This is a genomic window from Mycolicibacterium flavescens, from assembly GCF_001722335.1.
GTDB lineage: Bacteria > Actinomycetota > Actinomycetes > Mycobacteriales > Mycobacteriaceae > Mycobacterium > Mycobacterium flavescens.
In genome coordinates this window covers 44,875-63,063 of the sequence record NZ_MIHA01000024.1, presented here as the reverse complement: position 1 = coordinate 63,063, position 18,189 = coordinate 44,875, and the positions used below count along the sequence as shown (strand labels likewise).

The following is an 18,189-nucleotide window of genomic DNA, read 5'->3' as shown; positions in this document are numbered from 1 at the left end:
GCATTTCGCGTCTGCTCGCGGGGAAAAAGCGACCCTCTAGTCCTCCAGCGCGCGGCCCACGATCAGCGGATCGGGCTCGCCGACGGCGTCGACGTCCTTGTCGTCATAGTCGAAGCGCGACAACAGATACCGCATCGCGTTGATCCGCCCGCGCTTCTTGTCGTTGCTCTTGACCACGATCCACGGCGCGTAGTCGGTGTCGGTGGCGACGAACATCTCCTCCTTGGCCCTGGTGTACTCCGACCACCGGTTGACCGCTTCCATGTCCATCGACGAGAACTTCCACTGCCGCAACGGGTCCACCAGCCGGATCGCGAATCGTGTGCGCTGTTCCGACGGCGACACCGAGAACCAGAACTTCGTCAGGTGGATGCCGGAGTTGACCAGCATCTCCTCGAACGCCGGCGCCTGCCGCATGAACTCGGCGTGCTGCTTCGGCGTGCAGAACCCCATCACCCGCTCGACGCCGGCGCGGTTGTACCAGGACCGGTCGAACAGCACCATCTCACCGGCGCTCGGCAGATGCCGGACGTACCGCTGGAAATACCACTGCGACTTCTCTTCCTCGGTCGGCTTCTCCAACGCCACCACCCGGGCCCCGCGGGGATTGAGATGTTCCATGAACCGCTGGATCGAGCCACCCTTACCCGCCGCGTCGCGGCCCTCGAAGACGATCACGTGCCGGGCCCCGGTGCGTTTGCTCCAGTTCTGCAGCTTGAGCAGTTCGATCTGCAGGCGCCGTTTCGTGCGCTCGTACTCCTCGCGCGACATCCGGGCGTCGTACGGGTAGCGCTCGCGCCACGTCTCGATCGGGTTGCCGTCCCGGTCGAGCAGCACGGGGTCGTCCTCGTCCTCGTCGTTGACGGTGTAACCGTGGTCCTCGTTCGACAGGGCGTCGAGATCGATCTCTGAGTCAGTGGTGGTCATGGCGGCTCCCTGCCGCCGCGCGTACCCGCAAGCCCGGCGCGCTAACCTCGGCACGTGCGGATACGAGGCGCCCCGCTCACGTTCGCGTGGTTGCTCGTCCTGCTCGTCACGACCCGGCGGCAGCGTAAAGCCGGCCGCACGGCGTCGCGCAGCATCCAGCGCAAGAACTCCACCAACCTGCGCCGACTCCGCAGCGAACCCCACCGCGTGCTGACCACCAGCCTGTTCTGGCTCGACGACGCCCGCTGGTGGCCGTACGTGCCGGTGTTCGCCGGCGTCGTCGCCCCCGCCGAACGGCGATTGGGTTGGTGGCGTTGGCTTCTCGTCGGGCTCGGCGCGCACGTCGTCGGCACCTACGCCGGTCAGGCCTATCTGCGGCTGCTGATCCGCCGCGGCCGGGCCCCGCAGCGTCTGGAGAACGCCCGCGACGTCGGCGTCAGCTACTTCGTGCTCGGGCTGGCCGGCGCGCTCACCGGCTACACCCGCAAACCGCACCGCACGCGAACGGCCGCGACGCTGGCGCTGGCCGCCAACACCGCGCTGAAACCCACCTTCACCGAGGTCGGTCACCTCACCGCGTTCCTCGTCGGCCTGGCCGCGACCCCGCTGGCCCCCGACCGCGACACCCGGCCCTACCCGCCGCGACGTTTCAGCTCCGCTGTCCGGGGAACGAAGGGGCCATGCAATGGGAATGCGCCGTCGTCGGTGCCGGAGCCGCCGGGCTGAGCGCCGCGCTCGTGCTGGGCCGGGCGCGACGACGCACCATCGTCATCGACGCCGACCAGCAGAGCAACCGCGCCTCGTCGGTCATCGGCGGCCTCCTCGGCTACGACCAGCGCCCGCCCGCCGAGCTCTACGCGCAAGGTCGCCGTGAGCTGACCGCCTATCCGAGCGTCGAGTACCGGCACGGCGAGATCGTCAGCGGCCGGCCCATCGACAACGGCTTCGTCCTGGAACCCGATGACGGGGACCCGATCCTCACCAAGCGCGTCCTGCTCGCCACCGGCATGCAGTACTGCCCGCCGGACCTGCCCGGTCTCGCCGAGCTGTGGGGCACCTCGGTGTTCCAGTGTCCGTTCTGCCACGGCTGGGAGATGCGCGACAAACGCCTCGCCACCCTGGCCGCCGGCGAGGAGGCCATGCATTCGGCGTTGATGCTGCGGGGTTGGAGCGACGACGTCGTCCTGCTGACCGACGGCCGCACCGACCTTTCACCCGCCGACGTCAACGTGCTGCGCTCGGCGAACGTCACCATCGAGGACCGCCGCGTCGTCGAATTGATCGCCGAGGACGGCACTTTGAGCGCGATCGCGTTCGCCGACGGTGACCGCCTCGCCCGCGACGGCCTGCTGGTCGAGGCGCCGCTCAAGCAGCGCTCACCGCTGGCGGACCAGCTCGGCGCCGCCTGCACGCCCGGGCCGCTGGCCGCCGACACCATCAGCATCGACCAGATCCACCGCACGGAGGCCAGCGGGGTGTTCGCCGCCGGCGACCTCTGCAGCGAGCAGCCCTACGTCGCCGGCGCGATCGCGGCGGGATCGAAGGCGGCGATGATCATCGTGCAGAGCCTGCTGGCCGACGAGTTCGCACTGCCCTACCCGCCGATCTGAGCCACCGACACGAACTCCCGCAGTTCGTCGGCCAACCGGCCGGGCTGATCCAGCGGGATCAGCGTGTAGCTGTCGTCGACCTCGACCAGGCGCCCCTGCGGGAACAGCGCCGCCAGCCGCGGGCCGTGTTCGGCGGGCATCATCTTGTCCTCGGTGGCCCACACCACCAGCACGGGCCGGTCGAAGCCCGGTAGCCGCGAGGCCAGCTGCGCCAGTTCCGCCCGACTCGGCGCCGAGCGCGCGAACGTCCGCAGGTCGCGCCGCACCCCGGCGTCGACGAGCGCGGGCCGGAACCACCGGTCCATCATCGCGGTGGCGATCGGCCGCTTGGCCATCCACCCCCAGCCGCCGGGCGCTCGGCGGAACCAGTCGAACCGCTGCAGTTGCATCACCACCCACAGCGCACCGGGGATGCGGGCGCTCGCCGCGACCAGCTTGCCCGGGATGCCCGGCGGATAGTTGTCGAACGCCTCGCAGGCGACCAGCACCGCCGCGCCGACCCGGTCGCTGCCGTCGGCGATCAGGAACTGCGCGCCTCCCCAGTCGTTGAGGACCAGCGTGACGTCGGTCAGGTCCAGCCGCTCCAGGAACTCGCCGACGAGCGCGGCGACGCCCGTGTGGGTCACCAGGTCACCGCGCGTCATCGGCTGTCGGTGGCTGCCCAGCGGCAGCGTCGGACGGATACACCGGTACGCCGGGCCCAGCCGGGCCACGACGTCGTCCCACACCGAGCCGTCCATGTTGACCCCGTGCAGCAGCACGAGGACGGGTCCGTCACCGCCGGTGTCGAGGTAGTCGATCACCCCGGCGGTCAATTCAATCTGGGTCACATGCGCCTCCTCGACAGACCGACCGTCGGTCTGTAGCGTAGGCCGGGTGCGCGAGATCAAGCAAGCCGAAGTGCGCAAAAGCGAGATCGTCGACGCCGCACTCAAGCTGTTCGTCGAGAACGGTTACGACAAGACGACCGTCGCGGCCATCATCGGCGAGCTCGGCGTCGCCAAAGGCTGCTTCTACCACCACTTCCGGTCCAAGGACGAGGTGTTCGAAGCCTGCGTGCTCACAGTGTCACAGCACGTATCGCAGACCTGGCTGGCCGTTCTCACCGACCACTCCCGCTCGCCGATCACGCGCCTGATGGACTTCCACTTCAGCTACCGCAAGCTCACCGATGTCGCCGCGTCGGGGCTGATGGCCGACCTGTACTCGCGGGCATTCACCGACATGCACCACCGCGTCACCGCGCAGGTCGCGGCCGACGTGCTGCCCGCGGTGACCGCGCTGATCGACGAGGGCGTCCAGAACGGCGACTTCACCGTCGACGACCCGCGCTTCACCGCCGTCGCCCTGCTCGGCGCGCTGCAGAACCTGCACGAAACCTACGTCGCCGACACCGATCTCGACCAGGACGCGCACCGCCGCAAGCTCATCGGAATGCTCGAGCGGCTCCTGGGCGCACAGTTCCCCGCAGAGGAGGCGCAATGACCACCGATGTGCTGATCGTCGGCGCCGGCCCCACCGGCCTGACGGCCGCCCTCGAACTCGCCCGCCGCGGCGTCCGCGTCCGGGTCGTCGACGCCGCAGCCGGACCCAACACCGAGACGCGCGCGCTGGGTGTGCAGGCCCGCACCCTGGAACTGTTCGAGAAACCCGGTGTCACCCCGGATCTGCTTCCCCGCGGCCTGCAGGCCCGGGTGTTCAACGTGTTCAGCGAGAACCGGCAGATCCTGCGCGCCGACTTCTCCGTTCTACCCTCGCCGTACCCGTTTTTGCTGATGGTCCCGCAGAACGAGGTGCAGGAAGTGCTCACCGACAAACTCGCCGCGCTGGGCACCCACATCGAACGACAGGTCGAGGCCGTCGGCCTCACCCAGACCGCCGACCACGTCGACGTCGAGCTCCGCCACCCCGACGGCGAAACCGAAACAGCCACGGCCACATGGGTGATCGGTGCCGACGGCGCCCACAGCACGGTGCGCCGGCACCTGGGCCTGCGCTTCCTCGGATCCTCGTTCGAGGAGAACTTCGCGGTGGCCGACCTGCGGATCGACTGGAATCTGCCCGGCGACGAGTTCTACGCGTTCCTCAACCGCGGCCGGTTCGTCGCGTACTTCCCGATGCTGCACGGCTGGCACCGCATCGCGGTCGCGCAGCCCCAGCGCCCCACGCCCACCGGCGAGGTCACGCAGGCCGAACTCCAGCGCGCCGTCGACGTCTGCGCGCCCGCCGGAGCGACGATCACCGAGATCCGGCAGGCTGGCCGGTTCCGCATCAACCAGCGCCGCGTCGAAAGCCATTCCGCGGGACGGGTTTACCTCGTCGGCGACGCCGCGCACATCCACTCGGTGGTCGGCGCGCAGGGAATGAACACCGGCATCCAGGACGCCTTCAACCTCAGCTGGAAACTCGCCGCGGTGGTGCACGGCCAAGCCGATCCGGAGTTGCTGAAGAGCTACGCCGCCGAGCGGGCGCCGGTGGCGCGGCGGCTGGTGACGGGGACGCGCCGGGTGACGCGAATGACGCTGCTGCGCAACCCGGTCAGCACCGCGGCGCGCCGCACGATCGCCCCGCGCGTGCTGGGACGCCCGCCGGTGCGACGCACGCTGATGCGCGCCATCTCCCAGATCGACGTGTCCTATCACGACGGCTCCGGTTCGGCGCCCGACGGCCGCGCCGAGGTCGGCGACCGCGCACCCGACGTTCAGTTCACCGGGCCCGACGGCCAACCGACCCGGCTGTTCGATCTCCTCGACGACCAACGCCACACGCTGCTGGTCATCGGCGACGCGGCCGACGTACCCGATCGGGTGCGCGTCGTGCAGGTCAGCGACCCCGCCGTCGCCGCCGCCTACGGCCTCGACACCGGCGGCTGCGTGCTCATCCGCCCCGACGGCTACATCGCCGACCGCGCGTCGATTTCTGCGTGAGGGTCGTCGAATCCGCGAAAGTGCAGCCCTGCGGCAGAAATCGGTGCGAAACCCGTCAGACCAGCAGCGCGTCGCACTGCACCGGCACGTCGCGCACCCGCACCCCGGTGGCGTGGTAGATCGCGTTGACGACGGCGGCGGGGGAGCCGACGATGCCGATCTCCCCGGCGCCGCGCGAGCCCATCGGATTCGAGTGCGGATCGGCGTCATCGAGCCAGATCGCGTCGATCTCACCGATGTCGGCGTGCGAGCTGATGTGGTAGGTGGCCAGGTCGCGGGTGACGACGTGCCCGAACCGGTGGTCGCGCACGCTCTCCTCGTGCAGCGCCATCGACATGCCCATCGTCATGCCGCCGATCAGCTGTGAGCGCAACGTCACCGGGTTGATCGCCCGGCCGATCGAGAACACGCCGAGCATCCGGTTCATGCGGATCTCGCCGGTTTGGCGGCTGACGCGGACCTCGGCGAAATGCGCACCGAACGAATACAGCGCGTAGTTCTTCGCCTCTTCATTGTCCGGCGCATCGGCCAATGTCGAAACACCGACCTCCGGGTCGTCGCCGTGATCGTGCCGGAACTGCCGCGCCGCGGCCACGATCGCGCGGCCCCACGAGCTGATCCCCGACGACCCGCCCTCCACCGACGCGACCGGCAACTCGGTGTCACCGATCTGCAGCTGCACCGCCGACAGCTCGCAGCCGAGCGCATCCGCCGCGATCTGCGACAACGCCGTCCACGTTCCGGTGCCGATGTCGACGGCCCCGATCTGCACCACATACCGCTGCGGGGCAACGCATTCGATGCGCGCGCTGTTGCCGGGCTGGATCATCGCCGGGTACACCGCGGACGCGACGCCGGTGCCGATCAGCCACTCGCCGTCGCTGAGGCTGCGCGGCGCCGGGTCGCGCGGCGCCCATCCGAACCGCTCGGCGCCGGTCAGCAGGCACTCGACCAGCCGGCGATCCGACCACGGGTTGCCGGTCTCGGGGTCGACGTCGGGCTCGTTGCGGATCCGCAGTTCGATCGGGTCGACACCGCAGGCCACGGCGAGCTCGTCCATCGCGACCTCCAGCGCGTAGGTGCCCGGACACTCGCCGGGCGCCCGCATCCAGAACGGCACCGGCACATCGAGTTTCGCCACCCGATGCGCAGTCATGCGGTTCGCGCCCGCGTACATCATGCGCGACGGCACCGCGGTCTGCTCGGCGAACTCCTTGATCGTGGCGGTCTGCGACACCGACTCGTGGCTGATCGCGGTGATCACGCCGTCGCGGTCGGCGCCCAGACGGATCCGCTGGATGGTCGGGGTGCGGTAGCCGACGAAGTCGAACATCTGCTGTCGGGTGGCGGCAAACTTCACCGGCCGCCCGCCTGCGCGTTGCGCGGCCATCACGGCCAGCGTGTTGTGCGAGTGCGGCGCGCCCTTGGACCCGAACCCGCCGCCGACATGCCGGGCGATGACCCGCACCTGCTCCTTGTCCAACCCGAACAGGGTGGCCATCTGCTGGCGGGCCACGTGTACCCCCTGCGTGGAGTCCCACAGTGTCAGTGTCCCGTTGTCCCACTGGGCGATACAGGAGTGCGGCTCCATCGGGTTGTTGTGCTCGAGCGGGGTGGTGTAGATCTGGTCGACGACGACCTCGGCGTCGCGCAACGCGGCTTCGGTGTCGCCATCGGAGGTGTCGGTCGGATAGCCCGCGTTGACCTGTTCGGGCGCGTACAGGCCGGGGTGGTCGGCCCGCAGCTCGGTGTCGTGCGCGGCGGCGTCGTACTCGACATGCACCAGAGCCGCTGCCTGGCGGGCGGTTTCGACGCTCTCGGCGATCACGCCGCCGATGATCTGGCCGCGGTAGTGCACCCGGTCGTCCTGCAGGATCGTCAGGTCGCCGTCGGAGGCGTCGGCCATCCGCGGTGCGTCGAACACGGTGAGCACCGCGGTGACGCCGTCGACCTGTGAGGCGGCGGACGTGTCCATCCGCGTCACACGTCCCGACGCGATCGTGGCCTGCACCGGGTGCACGTACAGCGGCGCGTCGACCTGGTGTTCGTAGGCGTACGGCGCAGCGCCGGTGACCTTCGCGGGGCCGTCGAGGCGGGTGACGCGGGTGCCGATGACGCGGGGTTCCAGCGCGGTCATCACTGCACTCCGTCCGTCAGCGCGGTGAGCGTCGCGACGATCGCGCGGCGGGTCAGCTCGACCTTGAACTCGTTGCCCGGCAACGGGTCCGCCTGTTCGAGCTCAGCGTCGGCTGCCCGCCGGAACGTGTCCTCGGTGGCCGGTGAACCGGTCAGGACCTCCTCGGCGCGCGAAGCCCGCCACGGTTTGTGCGCGACGCCGCCCAGCGCCACGCGCGCGCCCGCCACGGAGCCACCGTCGACGACGAGTTCGGCGGCCACCGACGTCAACGCGAACGCATACGACGCGCGGTCGCGCACCTTGCGGTACGTCGAGCGGGCGCCGCCGGGAGGCGGCGGGATCTCGACCGCGGTGATCAAAGCGCCCGGCGGCAGCACGGTGTCGCGTTCGGGAGTCTCACCGGGCAGCCGGTGGAACTCGGTCAGCGGGACCCGGTGCTCACCGTCGGCGTCGACGTACACCACGACGGCGTCGAGCGCGGCCATCGCCACCGCCATGTCCGACGGGTGCACCGCGACACAGTGCGGCGAGGCACCGAGTATCGCGTGGTAGCGCACGTAGCCGCCGATGGCCGAACAGCCGTCGCCCGGCGTGCGTTTGTTGCACGGCGTGGTGACGTCCTGGAAGTACACACAGCGGGTGCGCTGCAACAGGTTTCCCGCGGTCGTCGCCAGGTTGCGCAGCTGCCCGGATGCCGCCGACAGAAGTGCGCGGGCCAGCACCGGATAGCGGCTGCGCACGACGGGGTGCGCGGCCAGGTCGCTGTTGCGCACGTCGGCGCCGACGCGCAGGGCGCCGTCGGGCAGCGGGTCGACGTCGGTGAGCGGCAGGTGGGCGACGTCGACGACGAGCGACGGTTCGACGATGCCGAGCTTCATGTGGTCGACGAGGTTGGTGCCGCCGGCCAGGAACACGGCGCCGGGGCGGTCGGCGACCGCGGTGACGGCGTCGGCCACGCTGGTGGCGCGGTGGTAGTCGAACGGGATCATCGGGCGGCCTCACCGATCGCGGCGACGATGTTCGGGTAGGCGGCGCAGCGGCACAGGTTGCCGCTCATCCGTTCGCGGATCTCGTCGTCGGACAGTTCCGGTGACTGTTCGAGGTCGGCGGTCACGGTGCTCGGCTGGCCCGCCTTGAGCTCGTCGAGCATGCCGACGGCCGAGCAGACCTGCCCTGGCGTGCAGTACCCGCACTGGAAGCCGTCGTGGTCGAGGAAGGACTGGGCGACGGGATGCAAGGTGTCCCCGTTGCCGAGGCCGGCGGCGGTGACGACTTCGGAGCCGTCGCGCGCGACCGCGAAGGCCAGGCAGGTGGTGACGCGCCGGCCGTCGAGCAGCACGGTGCAGGATCCGCACTGACCGTGGTCGCAGCCCTTCTTGGGGGCGGTGACGCCGAGGTGCTCGCGGAGCAGGTCGAGAAGCGTGGTGCGGTTGTCGACGCGCACCTGGTGCCGGGTGCCGTCGACGGACAGCGTGATGTCGGTGAAGTGGGCTGACTCCATCGTGTGCGCGTACCCGCGCTGGGCGGGGCGAAACGGGCCCCGACGACAATGGGAGCCATGGCCTGGAACCTGGACGAGCACGACGGTCGCCTGCAACTCGAAACCGGAGTCGAGGGCCGCGCGGCCAAGATGGGCCACCGGCTGACTCTCGCGGCGAACCGCTGGCACGCCCGCGTCGACTGGGCCGGTGACGCACCGGCAGCGCTGGCCCTGACCGTCGACCTCGACGGTGTCGAGGTGGTCTCCGGCGAGGGCGGTGTGACGCCGATGACACCGCCGGAGAAGGCGCTGGCCCGCACGAACGCACTGAAAGTGCTGGGTGCGAAACGGTTTCCGCAAATCGTCTATCAGGCCGACACCATCACGAACGCCGACGGCGGCTACCGCCTCGACGGGACGCTGACCATCGCGGGCACCTCCCGCCCGCACACCGTCGACCTGCGCGTCGACGACCTCGGCGACGCGTGGGCACTGGCGGCCCGATCCGAGGTCAGCCACCGCGACCACAAACTCAAGCCGTACTCGATGCTGATGGGGGCGATGCGGGTCGCCGACGCGGTGACCGTCACGTTCGCGGCACGCGTCGCCAAAGATCGGTAAGCTCGGCCACTGAGCAATTCGCCTGTGCTGCTGCGATTTCGGTTTTCGCGGCGGCCCCCGCCGCGGGGAGCGGGTTATGCGAGCGCGCGTTGCGGGAACACCATCAGCTACGCCCGCGTCGAGAACAGAAAGGAGCGCATGTGAGCTCCCCGAACGGCGGTTCCCGGCTGGGTACGCGATTCGGGCCGTATGAGCTGAAGTCTCTGATCGGCGTCGGGGGCATGGGCGAGGTGTACCGCGCGTACGACACCGCCAAGGAACGAACCGTGGCGATCAAACTGCTGCGCCCCGACGTCGCCGCCGACCCCAGCTTCCAGGAACGGTTCCGCCGCGAGTCGCGCGTCGCCGCCCGGCTGCAGGAACCCCACGTCATCCCGGTGCACGACTTCGGCGACATCGACGGCGTGCTCTACATCGACATGCGCCTGGTCGACGGGGTCAGCCTCAAGGACCTGCTGCGCACCGACGGCCCGCTGCCCCCGGCGCGTGCGGTGTCGATCATCGCCCAGGTCGCCGCGGCGCTGGACGACGCGCACGCCAACGGGCTGGTGCACCGCGACATCAAACCCGAGAACGTGCTGCTCACCGCCGACGACTTCGCCTACCTCGTCGACTTCGGCATCGCGCACGGCGGCGGCGAGGCCTCGGTGACCAAGACCGGCCTGGTGATCGGGTCGTGTGCTTACATGGCGCCCGAACGGATCAGCGGGGAACGCGGCGGACCGGCCTCCGACATCTACTCGCTGACCTGCCTGCTCTACGAATGCCTGACCGGCCGCGCCCCCTACGAGGCCGGCGACCTGCGCGAGATCATGGGCGCGCACATGTTCTCCGCGGCGCCGCGACCCAGCATCATGCGCCGCGGGATCAGCCGCGCCTACGACGACGTCATCGCCCGCGGGATGGCCAAGAAGCCGACCGACCGGTTCGCCACCGCCGGTGAGCTGGCCAGGGCCGCGGCCGCGGCGGCCACCGAGCCCGCGCCCGCCCCGCCGCCACCGCCGCCCGCCCCGGCGCCGTCCACCCGGCAGTTTTCCGCCGTGGACCCGAACCCGGCGCGCACCGGCTACCAGCAGATGTACGCGCCGATGCCGACGCCGCCGAAGAAGAAGCCGGGTCTCGGGAAAGGCCAGGTCGGGCTGATCGCGGCGACGATCGTGCTGTTCACCGCGGCGATCGTGCTGGCGCTGGTGCTCGCGCTCAGCGGCAACGACACCACGACGCGGCAGCCGCCGCTGGCGCTGCCCGCCGAGCCGACGCAGCCGACGGGGCCCTCAGCAGAAACCAGCACCTCGACCACCACCACGACGACCACCCCGGCCGGTGGCCCGATCGCCGGGGTGTCCGGCACCGACGCGCAGGGTTTCGTCGGGCACACCGCCCGCTGCGTGCAGGGCAGCACCCCCGCGGCGGCGATCCGCACCGCGAACTCGCTGGCGGTGATCTGCCAGACCGGGCCGGACAGCTACGAGTACCGCGGGGAACGCCTGCGCGACGGCGCCAACCTGCAGCTGTCGAACGCCCGCCCGTCGGGCAACGGGTTCGTCGCGGTCAACCCCGCCGACGGCGCCCGCTACGACGTGCAGCCCGGCATGCTGACGATCTCCAGCGGCGGCTCGGTGGACTCGGCCGAACCGGCGCTGGAGTACGGCACCGCCGACCGCTGAGCCGAAGGGCGATTTCGGTGCGCTACCCGTCGTTGACCGGTCGTTTCCGCACCCGACCCGCGCCGCGTCGACTACCGTTTCGACCAAGATCACCGTCTCGGATCGGGGACTGACCATGGACAACCGCAAATACCAGCGCGCCAGTGAAGAGGCCCGTGCGCAGGAGATCGAGCAGGACGCCAGGCGGCTGCGCGAATTCGACGCGTTCGCGAAGTTCTCCGACACCGACCTCAAACGCCTCGTGCAGGCCGCGCACCGCACGTCGACTTCGGGCCCGTGGCCGTTGATCCGCGAGCAGACCCCGTCGGACGCCTGCTACATCCTGCTCAGCGGTGAGGTCGGCGTGTACGTCGGCCACGACCGCATCGCGGTGGTGGGCCCCGGCGAGGTGATCGGCGAGTCGGTGCTGCGCCGCGGATCGCTGCGCAACGCCACCGTGACGACGACCGGACGCGCCGAGGTCCTGCACATCGACCGCGACGACCTCGCGCGGCTGATGGACGAGATCCCGGCACTGCGCGCGGCGATGGACGAAACCGTGGCGCGCCACGCGCCGCAAGCCGCCGACCCGGCCTGAGCCGCCGAGGTTTAACGCCGCTGTTAAATCGGGTACGCCGCCCGAATGGAACGGCTGAGCGCATTCGACGCCAGCATGCTCTACAGCGAATCATCAAGCGTGCCTTTGCAGGTGTGCTCGATCTCCGAGCTGGACACCACCACGATCCCCGGTGGGTACAGCTTCGAGGCGATGCGCGAGCATCTGGCCTCACGGTTGCCTGCGCTGCCCGAGCTGCGGGCAAAACTCGCCAACAGTCAGCTCAACCTCGACCACCCGGTCTGGGTGGAGGACCCCGACCTGGACCTGACCTATCACCTGCGCCGCGTCTGCCTGCCCGCGCCCGGTGGTCGCACCGAACTCGCCGACCTCTGCGGACGCATCGCCTCGTCGCCGCTGGACCGCGCCAAGCCGCTGTGGGAGATGTGGGTGATCGAGGGTGTCGACGGCACCGACCCGCACGACGGCGGACCCCTCGCGCTGATGCTCAAGGTGCACCACGCCGCGGTCGACGGGGTGTCGGCGGCCCACCTGATCAGCAAGCTGTGCGACCTCGAGCCCGACGCCCCGCCACCGGACCCCGTCGAGGGGCCCGGCGGCGCGCGACCGTTCGAGATCGCCGCCGGGGGTCTGGTGCGCTCGCTGACCCGGCCGCTGCAGCTGGCCCGCGCCGTGCCCGCCACGATGTCGACGATCGTCAGCACGATCACCCGCGCGCGCAGCGGCACCGCGATGGCCGCCCCGTTCAGCGCGCCGAGCACCGTGTTCAACACCGAGATCACCGCCGAACGCATCGTCGCGAGCGCGCAACTCGACCTCGGCGACGTCAAAGCCGTCAAGAACCATTTCGACGTCAAGGTCAACGACGTGGTGATGACGCTGTGCGCGGGCGCGCTGCGGCGCTACCTCGCCAAGCGCGGTGAGCTGCCGGACAAACCGCTGCTCGCGGTGGTGCCGTCGTCGGTGCACGACCAGTCCGACCGGCCGGGCCGCAACCAGCTGTCCGGTTTCTTCTGCAACCTGCAGACCCACATCGACGATTCGGTCGAGCGGCTGCGGGCGATCGCCGAATCCAGCTCCCGCGCAAAGGGTCACAGCGCCGAGATCGCGCCGACGCTGCTGTCCGACGTGACGCAGGCGCTGCCGCCGCCGATGATCGGCTTCGCGTTGGAGCTGCTGTCGCACACCCCGCTCAAGCACACCCCGATCCACAACGCGGTGATCTCCAATGTCGCAGGCCCGGACGTCCCGCTGTACGTGATGGGCGCGAAGATCAACGCGATGTATCCGTTCGGGCCGATCTTTCACGGGTCGGGGCTCAACATCACGGTGATGTCGTTGGACGGCAAGCTCAACGTCGGCATCATCTCGTGCCGCAAACTGGTCAACGATCTGTGGGATCTGGCCGACGGTTTCGGCGCCGAACTGGCCGAGCTCGTCGATGCGATCAGCACGGAGCGGTGATCTCGAACGGCATCGAGCGGCTCTGCCCGGGGTTGCCCCGGTCGGAGACGACGGCGGTGCCGGTGACGGTGTAGACGTTCCCGTCGGTGGCGGCCTTCGCATCTGCGACGTCGCCCCCGGAGACCGCGTCGAGCCCGTCGATGTTCTCGATGGTGACCGTGCGGACCTCAGGCGCCGCGCCGCCGAGTTCGAGGTACACCTGGGCGCGGCCGGGATCGGCGTCGGCGTCGATCGTCATCGCCCACTCGTGTTGCGTGCATTCGACCGACCGGGTGGACAGCGACCGGTCGGCGATGGTGATGCTGCCGGACCCGGCGGGTTCCTCGCTGGGTGTCGGGCCGGTCAGGCCGCAGCCGGCGACGACCAGGGCCGCGGCCGACAGGCTGACCGACTGAAGTTTCATCGAACACCTCCGCCGCACGGTTACCCCGATGCGGATCGGCGTACGCGTTCGTTTCTGCGGTGTGCGGCTCGGGTAGCCGGGGGTATGCCGGAGCGGGGAAGGTGAGCTTCAAGGGCGCCGTCAACCAGGCGACGGGCAGCCGCGTGGTGCAGGCCGTCGCGCGGCTGGGTTATCCGGTCAACGGGGTTCTGCACCTGCTGATCGCGTATCTGATCGTGCGGATCGCGGTCGGCGTCGGCGGCGACGAGGCCGACCAGACTGGCGCGCTGGCGACCATCGCGGCTCAGCGCGGCGGCAACATCTCGCTGTGGATCGTCGCGCTCGGCTTGTTCGCCCTGACGGCGTGGCGGCTGGCGGAGACGCTGCTGGGCCTGCACCCGGGCGAGTGCTCCGATGCGCACGTCCGGGATTCACCGATCATCAACCGGCTGAAGGCTTTCGGGCTTGCGGTGGTGTACTGCGCGCTGGCGCTGACCGCCATCCAGTTCGCGCTCGGTGCGCACCGGCGCGGGAGCGAGCAGGCGGCCGGTCTGAGCGCGCGGTTGATGCAGTCCGGCGGCGGTAAGGCCGTGCTGGTGGCGATCGGCCTGGTGATCATGGCGATCGGCGGCTACTTCGCGTACAAGGGCGCGTCGATGAAGTTCCTCGACGACCTCACCGTGCCGGGCGGACGGTTGATCGTCGTGCTCGGGGTGAGCGGTCACGTCGCCGAGGGCGCGGTGCTCGCGGCGGCCGGCCTGTCGGTGATCGCGGCGTCGTTCCTCAGCGAGCCGGCCAGGGCGACGGGGCTCGACGCGGCGGTCAAGGCGCTCGGCAGCGCCGAGTACGGGAAGACGCTGTTGGTCGTCGCGGCAATGGGTTTCGCGGCCTACGGGTTGTACAGCTTCGCGCTGACCCGCTACGCCCGAATGTGAGAAAAGCCGACGGTCTGGGTATCCGGCCGGAACACGAGAGGAAACCGATGATGAGCGCAGCAGACAAGGCACGGAACAAGGTTCAGAACCTCGGCGGCAAGGCCAAGGAGGCGATCGGCAACGTGACCGGCGACGCGCGCGTGCGCGACGAGGGCCGCGGCGATCAGACCAAGTCCAACCTCAAGGACGCCGGCGAGAAGATCAAGGACGCGTTCCGGAAATAGCGCCTGCCGGTTCGGCGGCCACAGCGTTTGGGGGAGCAGGGTGTAGGGTCGGCAGTATCGGACAGCCCGTGTTCGAGTGAAAAATGCTCGATGAATAGGACTTCCGGTGACCACTTCCCCCGAGATCGTCAGCCCCTACACCAGGCGTGTCACGTTGGTGGCTGACGCCATCAAGGCGCACTCGAAACTCAAGGGCGATGCCGCGGACGAGTTGGCCGTACAGGTACTTCATGCGCTGAACTCGATTCCGGAGACGATGCGCTGACCTCGGTGCCTCAGGACTCGTGCGGATACTCGGCCGCGCGGTGCTGAAACGACAGGATGTCGGCGTTCTGCACGACCCCTTCGCGGATCTCCACGGCCCGATCGATGGTGGCGCTCGCCGCCCAGGCGTCCGGGCCGGCCAGCACCGTGTCGAGGTGCGGTAGCAGCGCCTCACTGACTTCCCACGTCGCGGAGTTCCACAGATATGACGGCGTGTGATCAACCGCGTAGTACGCGATGTTGTTGTGCAGCAACCGAAGTGGATCGGCGAACGAGGTGGGCGCGGCCCAGCTGAACCCCATACCGGCGTCGCACGAGACGTCCACGATCAGGCTGCCGGGGGCGAACGCGGCAAGGTCGTACTCGGTGGCGAAGATCAACGGGTTCACGGGATCCTGAAGTACACAGTTGACGACGATGTCGTTGTCGGCGAGCACTTGCGCCACCGGGATGACACCCTCGTCGGGAGTGTCGGCCCAGGTGCGGTCGGGAGGCGCGTCGTCGTCGTGGCCCATCTGGATGATCTGGGTTGAGTGGATCGGGGCCGCTACCGCGGCCACGTCGCGGTTGGTCAGCACCCGTACATCGTCGACTCCGTGTCCGTTCAACACGGTGACCGCGCCGCGGGCCGTCGCGCCGAACCCGATGACAGCGGCGCGCAGTCGCGGGCCGTAGTTTCCGGTGATCCCGGTCAACTGCATGGCGTGCAGCACCGAGCAATATCCGGCGAGCTCGTTGTTCTTGTGGAAGACATGCAGTGCGAAGCCGCCGTCGGGCTGCCAGTGGTTCATCGCCTCGAAGGCGATCAAGGTCAGCTGCCGGTCGATGGCGATCTGCGTCAGGTCGTAGTTCTGCACACAGTGCGGCCAGCCCCAGACGATTTGATTCACTCTGAGCTCGGCCAGATCCGCGGCTTCGACCTTCGGCAGCAGGATTACATCACAGTCGCTGATCAACTGCTGGCGGGTCCGAATCCCGCCGACCATTCCGGCCAGCGTGTCGTCGGTCGCCCCGAAGTCCGCGCCGTAGCCGTGCTCGAGGAAGATTCGGCGACGCAGGTGCTCGTCGATCCGGTCGAAGTGGGCAGGGTGGATGGGCAGCCGGCGTTCGTTCGGTTTACGCGACCGGGCCAGCACGCCAAGTGAAAGCGCCTGAGAGCCAGCACTTGCCGTCACTCGGCGGTGCCCCGCTCTGAGGCGGTGTCGGCGCGGTCCTGGTGTTCGAGTTTGGTGTCACGTCCGAGGTCGACGAAAGCCTGCTGATGGTTGCGGTTGCTGTCGGCGAGGCGCGCGTCGGCCGCGCGACTGGCGCGGGGCTGCGTGCCGGTCAGGCGTTGCGCGAGGCCGAACGAGGCCGCCGCCACGGACTCGACGAAACTACGGAGGGCAGAGCCGGTCTTGGGGAGCATGGGCGTCTTCTATCTACTGGAAGGTCTCCAGTAGACGCTGAAATTCGCTGGCTGTCAAAGCTGTCGGCGCTTGGTGGCGTTGCCGGGTTTGATCAGCCACAGCGCCAGGATGATCGCGACGACGGGCCCAGCCGCCATCACCAGGCTCAGCGTGTGGATGGCGTCGACGGCGATGTGCGGGGCCGCGTCGACCACCAGGCGGGCCTGCTCGGGGTTGACCACCTGGGCGCCGCGGCCGCCGTGCGCCATCTGCAGCGCCTCGCGGGTCTCGGCGCGGGTCAGCCCGGAGCCGGACAGGGCACGCACGCTGTCGGTGAGGAACAGGTTGATGCCGACGAGCGCGAACAGGGCGGGCCCCAGCGAGTAGCCGCCCTCGTTGACCGCGCTCTTGACCGCCGACACCGCACCACCCAGATCCGTTGGGGCGCTGCTCATCATGATCTGCGCCTGCGGCGTGGTGACCAGCGCGCCGCCGACGACGATCAGCGCCGTGGTGACGAACACGGTGGTGCGGGTGGTGTCGAGGTCGAAAAGCCGCATCAGCAGCAGGCCGCCGAGCATGGTGAGCAGGCCCGAGACCATGACGGTGCGCGGGCCGAACCGGTTGGCCGCGGGCCCGGCGCTGGTGGCGGCGACGGCGGCGAGCGCGGTGGCGGGGATCAGCAACAGCCCGAACAGTTCGTGACTTTCGCGGCGAATCGTGACGAGGTAGAAGGACAGCAGCACCATCGACCCGCCGAGCACGATGTTGAACATCACCCCCGCGGTGACCGCGGCGTTGAACCGGCCCGACCGGAACACCCGCATGTCCAGCGCGGGATCGCGAGTGTTCAACTCCTGCAGGACGAACAGGGCCCCGGCGACGACGGCGACACCGATCGCGGCGACGCCGAGCGCGTTGAACCCGGTCTCGATCCGCGACATGCCGAAGATCAGCCCGAGCAGGGCGATGGCGAACAGCGCCATGCCGAGAACGTCGAGGCGGCGCGTGGCGCGCACGGTGTCGGGCACGAACCGCCACGTCACGAGCAGGCCGATCGCCGCGATCACGGGGACGACGAAAAAGCAGGCACGCCAACCGATCGCGTGGCCCAGCGCGCCGCTGATCGCGGGCAGCGGGGTGGCCACGGCGTAGCCGACACCGAAGTAGGCGGCGATCGCGGCGGCCCGGCGGCCGGGCGGGAACACCGCGTTGGTGATGGCCAGCGACAGGCCGATCAAAAACGCCAGCGTCACACCGACACCGGCGCGGGCGATCAGCAGCACCGCGGCCACGGGTGCGGCGGCGGCGAGCGCGCTGAATACGAACGCGCCGCACAGGCCGGCCATGTACATGCGCCGCATGCCGTACAGGTCGCCGAGCGCGCCGGCGCTGAGGACGGCGGCGGCCATGGTGAGGGTGGCCAGGCTGTCGACGAACGTCGCGGTCCCGCCGGTGATGTGCAGGCCCGAGGAAACGAGTTGCAGGTTGGCCGACAGCGAGGTGGGGTCGCCGATCGCGATGGCATAGCCGAGCCCCATCGCGACGATCGTCATCGCGGCGGCCAGCCCCGAGACCTGACGCTGGGGGGTGCTGACGTCGGACAC

At 69.6% G+C, this 18,189-nt stretch carries 20 protein-coding genes; 11 read left to right on the top strand and 9 right to left on the bottom strand.

The window, feature by feature from the left end; all coding sequences use genetic code 11:
- Window positions 1–36: 36 nt before the first annotated feature.
- On the bottom strand, window positions 37–927 hold the full coding sequence (gene ppk2, locus BHQ18_RS24890) for a polyphosphate kinase 2 (protein WP_069416325.1): 891 nt from the start codon (window positions 925–927) through the stop codon (window positions 37–39).
- Between the two features lie 54 nt (window positions 928–981).
- Between ppk2 and BHQ18_RS24885 the strand changes: the two genes are divergently transcribed.
- Both BHQ18_RS24885 and BHQ18_RS24880 read left to right on the top strand, forming a co-directional pair.
- Entirely contained in the window at window positions 982–1,653 is a 672-nt protein-coding gene (locus tag BHQ18_RS24885; protein ID WP_234794308.1) for a rhomboid-like protein, read from the top strand.
- The gene (locus BHQ18_RS24880) at window positions 1,608–2,537 is read left to right on the top strand and encodes an NAD(P)/FAD-dependent oxidoreductase (protein WP_069416324.1); all 930 of its coding nucleotides are present in this window, start codon (window positions 1,608–1,610) and stop codon (window positions 2,535–2,537) included. The genes BHQ18_RS24885 and BHQ18_RS24880 overlap by 46 nt, the downstream gene beginning before the upstream one ends.
- On the opposite strand, the gene BHQ18_RS24875 is transcribed toward BHQ18_RS24880, so the two are convergent.
- Complete coding sequence (locus BHQ18_RS24875) at window positions 2,522–3,367, bottom strand: alpha/beta fold hydrolase (RefSeq protein ID WP_069416323.1); 846 nt, start codon at window positions 3,365–3,367, stop codon at window positions 2,522–2,524. The two genes, BHQ18_RS24880 and BHQ18_RS24875, sit on opposite strands and share 16 nt — an antisense overlap.
- A 46-nt stretch (window positions 3,368–3,413) precedes the next feature.
- Between BHQ18_RS24875 and BHQ18_RS24870 the strand changes: the two genes are divergently transcribed.
- A complete protein-coding gene (locus tag BHQ18_RS24870; RefSeq protein WP_069416322.1) occupies window positions 3,414–4,022 on the top strand; it encodes a TetR/AcrR family transcriptional regulator in 609 nt (202 codons plus the stop codon).
- Complete coding sequence (locus BHQ18_RS24865) at window positions 4,019–5,464, top strand: FAD-dependent oxidoreductase (RefSeq protein ID WP_069416321.1); 1,446 nt, start codon at window positions 4,019–4,021, stop codon at window positions 5,462–5,464. The genes BHQ18_RS24870 and BHQ18_RS24865 overlap by 4 nt, the downstream gene beginning before the upstream one ends.
- A 55-nt stretch (window positions 5,465–5,519) precedes the next feature.
- Here BHQ18_RS24865 and BHQ18_RS24860 read toward each other — a convergent pair whose 3' ends face one another.
- The 3 genes from BHQ18_RS24860 to BHQ18_RS24850 are packed head-to-tail and all read right to left on the bottom strand — an operon-like array spanning window position 5,520 to window position 9,102.
- Window positions 5,520–7,601: a xanthine dehydrogenase family protein molybdopterin-binding subunit gene (locus BHQ18_RS24860; protein ID WP_069416342.1), complete on the bottom strand. Its 2,082-nt coding sequence runs from the start codon at window positions 7,599–7,601 to the stop codon at window positions 5,520–5,522.
- On the bottom strand, window positions 7,601–8,590 hold the full coding sequence (locus BHQ18_RS24855) for an FAD binding domain-containing protein (protein ID WP_069416320.1): 990 nt from the start codon (window positions 8,588–8,590) through the stop codon (window positions 7,601–7,603). Before BHQ18_RS24855 ends, BHQ18_RS24860 begins: the two co-directional genes overlap by 1 nt.
- Window positions 8,587–9,102: a 2Fe-2S iron-sulfur cluster-binding protein gene (locus tag BHQ18_RS24850; RefSeq protein ID WP_069416319.1), complete on the bottom strand. Its 516-nt coding sequence runs from the start codon at window positions 9,100–9,102 to the stop codon at window positions 8,587–8,589. The genes BHQ18_RS24855 and BHQ18_RS24850 overlap by 4 nt, the downstream gene beginning before the upstream one ends.
- A 48-nt stretch (window positions 9,103–9,150) precedes the next feature.
- Between BHQ18_RS24850 and BHQ18_RS24845 the strand changes: the two genes are divergently transcribed.
- The 4 genes from BHQ18_RS24845 to BHQ18_RS24830 all read left to right on the top strand — a co-directional run bounded on the left by BHQ18_RS24845 (window position 9,151) and on the right by BHQ18_RS24830 (window position 13,389).
- Window positions 9,151–9,702 carry a YceI family protein gene (locus BHQ18_RS24845; protein ID WP_069416318.1) on the top strand — a complete coding sequence of 184 codons (552 nt, stop codon included), beginning with the start codon at window positions 9,151–9,153 and terminating at the stop codon, window positions 9,700–9,702.
- Between the two features lie 140 nt (window positions 9,703–9,842).
- Window positions 9,843–11,369, top strand: a complete 1,527-nt coding sequence (locus BHQ18_RS24840) for a serine/threonine-protein kinase (RefSeq protein ID WP_069416317.1) — start codon at window positions 9,843–9,845, stop codon at window positions 11,367–11,369.
- A 115-nt stretch (window positions 11,370–11,484) separates the two neighbouring features.
- On the top strand, window positions 11,485–11,946 hold the full coding sequence (locus tag BHQ18_RS24835) for a cyclic nucleotide-binding domain-containing protein (protein WP_069416316.1): 462 nt from the start codon (window positions 11,485–11,487) through the stop codon (window positions 11,944–11,946).
- Between the two features lie 45 nt (window positions 11,947–11,991).
- The gene (locus BHQ18_RS24830; RefSeq protein WP_069416315.1) at window positions 11,992–13,389 is read left to right on the top strand and encodes a WS/DGAT/MGAT family O-acyltransferase; all 1,398 of its coding nucleotides are present in this window, start codon (window positions 11,992–11,994) and stop codon (window positions 13,387–13,389) included.
- Here BHQ18_RS24830 and BHQ18_RS24825 read toward each other — a convergent pair.
- Complete coding sequence (locus tag BHQ18_RS24825; RefSeq protein ID WP_069416314.1) at window positions 13,373–13,792, bottom strand: lipoprotein LpqH; 420 nt, start codon at window positions 13,790–13,792, stop codon at window positions 13,373–13,375. The genes BHQ18_RS24830 and BHQ18_RS24825 overlap by 17 nt on opposite strands.
- Window positions 13,793–13,893: 101 nt before the next feature.
- On the opposite strand from BHQ18_RS24825, the gene BHQ18_RS24820 reads away from it, so the two are divergent.
- From BHQ18_RS24820 to BHQ18_RS30195, 3 genes are all read left to right on the top strand, one after another.
- Window positions 13,894–14,706, top strand: a complete 813-nt coding sequence (locus BHQ18_RS24820) for a DUF1206 domain-containing protein (RefSeq protein ID WP_069416313.1) — start codon at window positions 13,894–13,896, stop codon at window positions 14,704–14,706.
- Between the two features lie 50 nt (window positions 14,707–14,756).
- On the top strand, window positions 14,757–14,930 hold the full coding sequence (locus BHQ18_RS24815) for a CsbD family protein (RefSeq protein WP_069416341.1): 174 nt from the start codon (window positions 14,757–14,759) through the stop codon (window positions 14,928–14,930).
- Window positions 14,931–15,036: 106 nt separating this feature from the next.
- On the top strand, window positions 15,037–15,195 hold the full coding sequence (locus BHQ18_RS30195) for a DUF6307 family protein (protein WP_165614599.1): 159 nt from the start codon (window positions 15,037–15,039) through the stop codon (window positions 15,193–15,195).
- 10 nt (window positions 15,196–15,205) lie between these two features.
- On the opposite strand, the gene BHQ18_RS24810 is transcribed toward BHQ18_RS30195, so the two are convergent.
- The 3 genes from BHQ18_RS24810 to BHQ18_RS24800 are packed head-to-tail and all read right to left on the bottom strand — an operon-like array spanning window position 15,206 to window position 18,189.
- The gene (locus tag BHQ18_RS24810) at window positions 15,206–16,369 is read right to left on the bottom strand and encodes a N(5)-(carboxyethyl)ornithine synthase (protein WP_069416312.1); all 1,164 of its coding nucleotides are present in this window, start codon (window positions 16,367–16,369) and stop codon (window positions 15,206–15,208) included.
- Window positions 16,366–16,602, bottom strand: a complete 237-nt coding sequence (locus BHQ18_RS24805; RefSeq protein ID WP_069416311.1) for a hypothetical protein — start codon at window positions 16,600–16,602, stop codon at window positions 16,366–16,368. The genes BHQ18_RS24810 and BHQ18_RS24805 overlap by 4 nt, the downstream gene beginning before the upstream one ends.
- Before the next feature lie 54 nt (window positions 16,603–16,656).
- Window positions 16,657–18,189 (bottom strand): MFS transporter, encoded by a 1,533-nt coding sequence (locus BHQ18_RS24800; RefSeq protein ID WP_234794306.1) that lies wholly within the window; start codon window positions 18,187–18,189, stop codon window positions 16,657–16,659.

Bases quoted from the DNA above. Each gene is read 5' to 3' on its own strand.
- BHQ18_RS24825 (WP_069416314.1), bottom strand. From the start codon at position 13,792: ATGAAACTTCAGTCGGTCAGCCTGTCGGCCGCGGCCCTGGTCGTCGCC.
- BHQ18_RS24830 (WP_069416315.1), top strand. From the start codon at position 11,992: ATGGAACGGCTGAGCGCATTCGACGCCAGCATGCTCTACAGCGAATCA.
- BHQ18_RS24845 (WP_069416318.1), top strand. From the start codon at position 9,151: ATGGGAGCCATGGCCTGGAACCTGGACGAGCACGACGGTCGCCTGCAA.
- BHQ18_RS24835 (WP_069416316.1), top strand. From the start codon at position 11,485: ATGGACAACCGCAAATACCAGCGCGCCAGTGAAGAGGCCCGTGCGCAG.
- BHQ18_RS24865 (WP_069416321.1), top strand. From the start codon at position 4,019: ATGACCACCGATGTGCTGATCGTCGGCGCCGGCCCCACCGGCCTGACG.
- BHQ18_RS24815 (WP_069416341.1), top strand. From the start codon at position 14,757: ATGAGCGCAGCAGACAAGGCACGGAACAAGGTTCAGAACCTCGGCGGC.
- BHQ18_RS24880 (WP_069416324.1), top strand. From the start codon at position 1,608: ATGCAATGGGAATGCGCCGTCGTCGGTGCCGGAGCCGCCGGGCTGAGC.
- BHQ18_RS24805 (WP_069416311.1), bottom strand. From the start codon at position 16,602: ATGCTCCCCAAGACCGGCTCTGCCCTCCGTAGTTTCGTCGAGTCCGTG.
- ppk2 (WP_069416325.1), bottom strand. From the start codon at position 927: ATGACCACCACTGACTCAGAGATCGATCTCGACGCCCTGTCGAACGAG.
- BHQ18_RS24855 (WP_069416320.1), bottom strand. From the start codon at position 8,590: ATGATCCCGTTCGACTACCACCGCGCCACCAGCGTGGCCGACGCCGTC.
- BHQ18_RS24860 (WP_069416342.1), bottom strand. From the start codon at position 7,601: ATGACCGCGCTGGAACCCCGCGTCATCGGCACCCGCGTCACCCGCCTC.
- BHQ18_RS24850 (WP_069416319.1), bottom strand. From the start codon at position 9,102: ATGGAGTCAGCCCACTTCACCGACATCACGCTGTCCGTCGACGGCACC.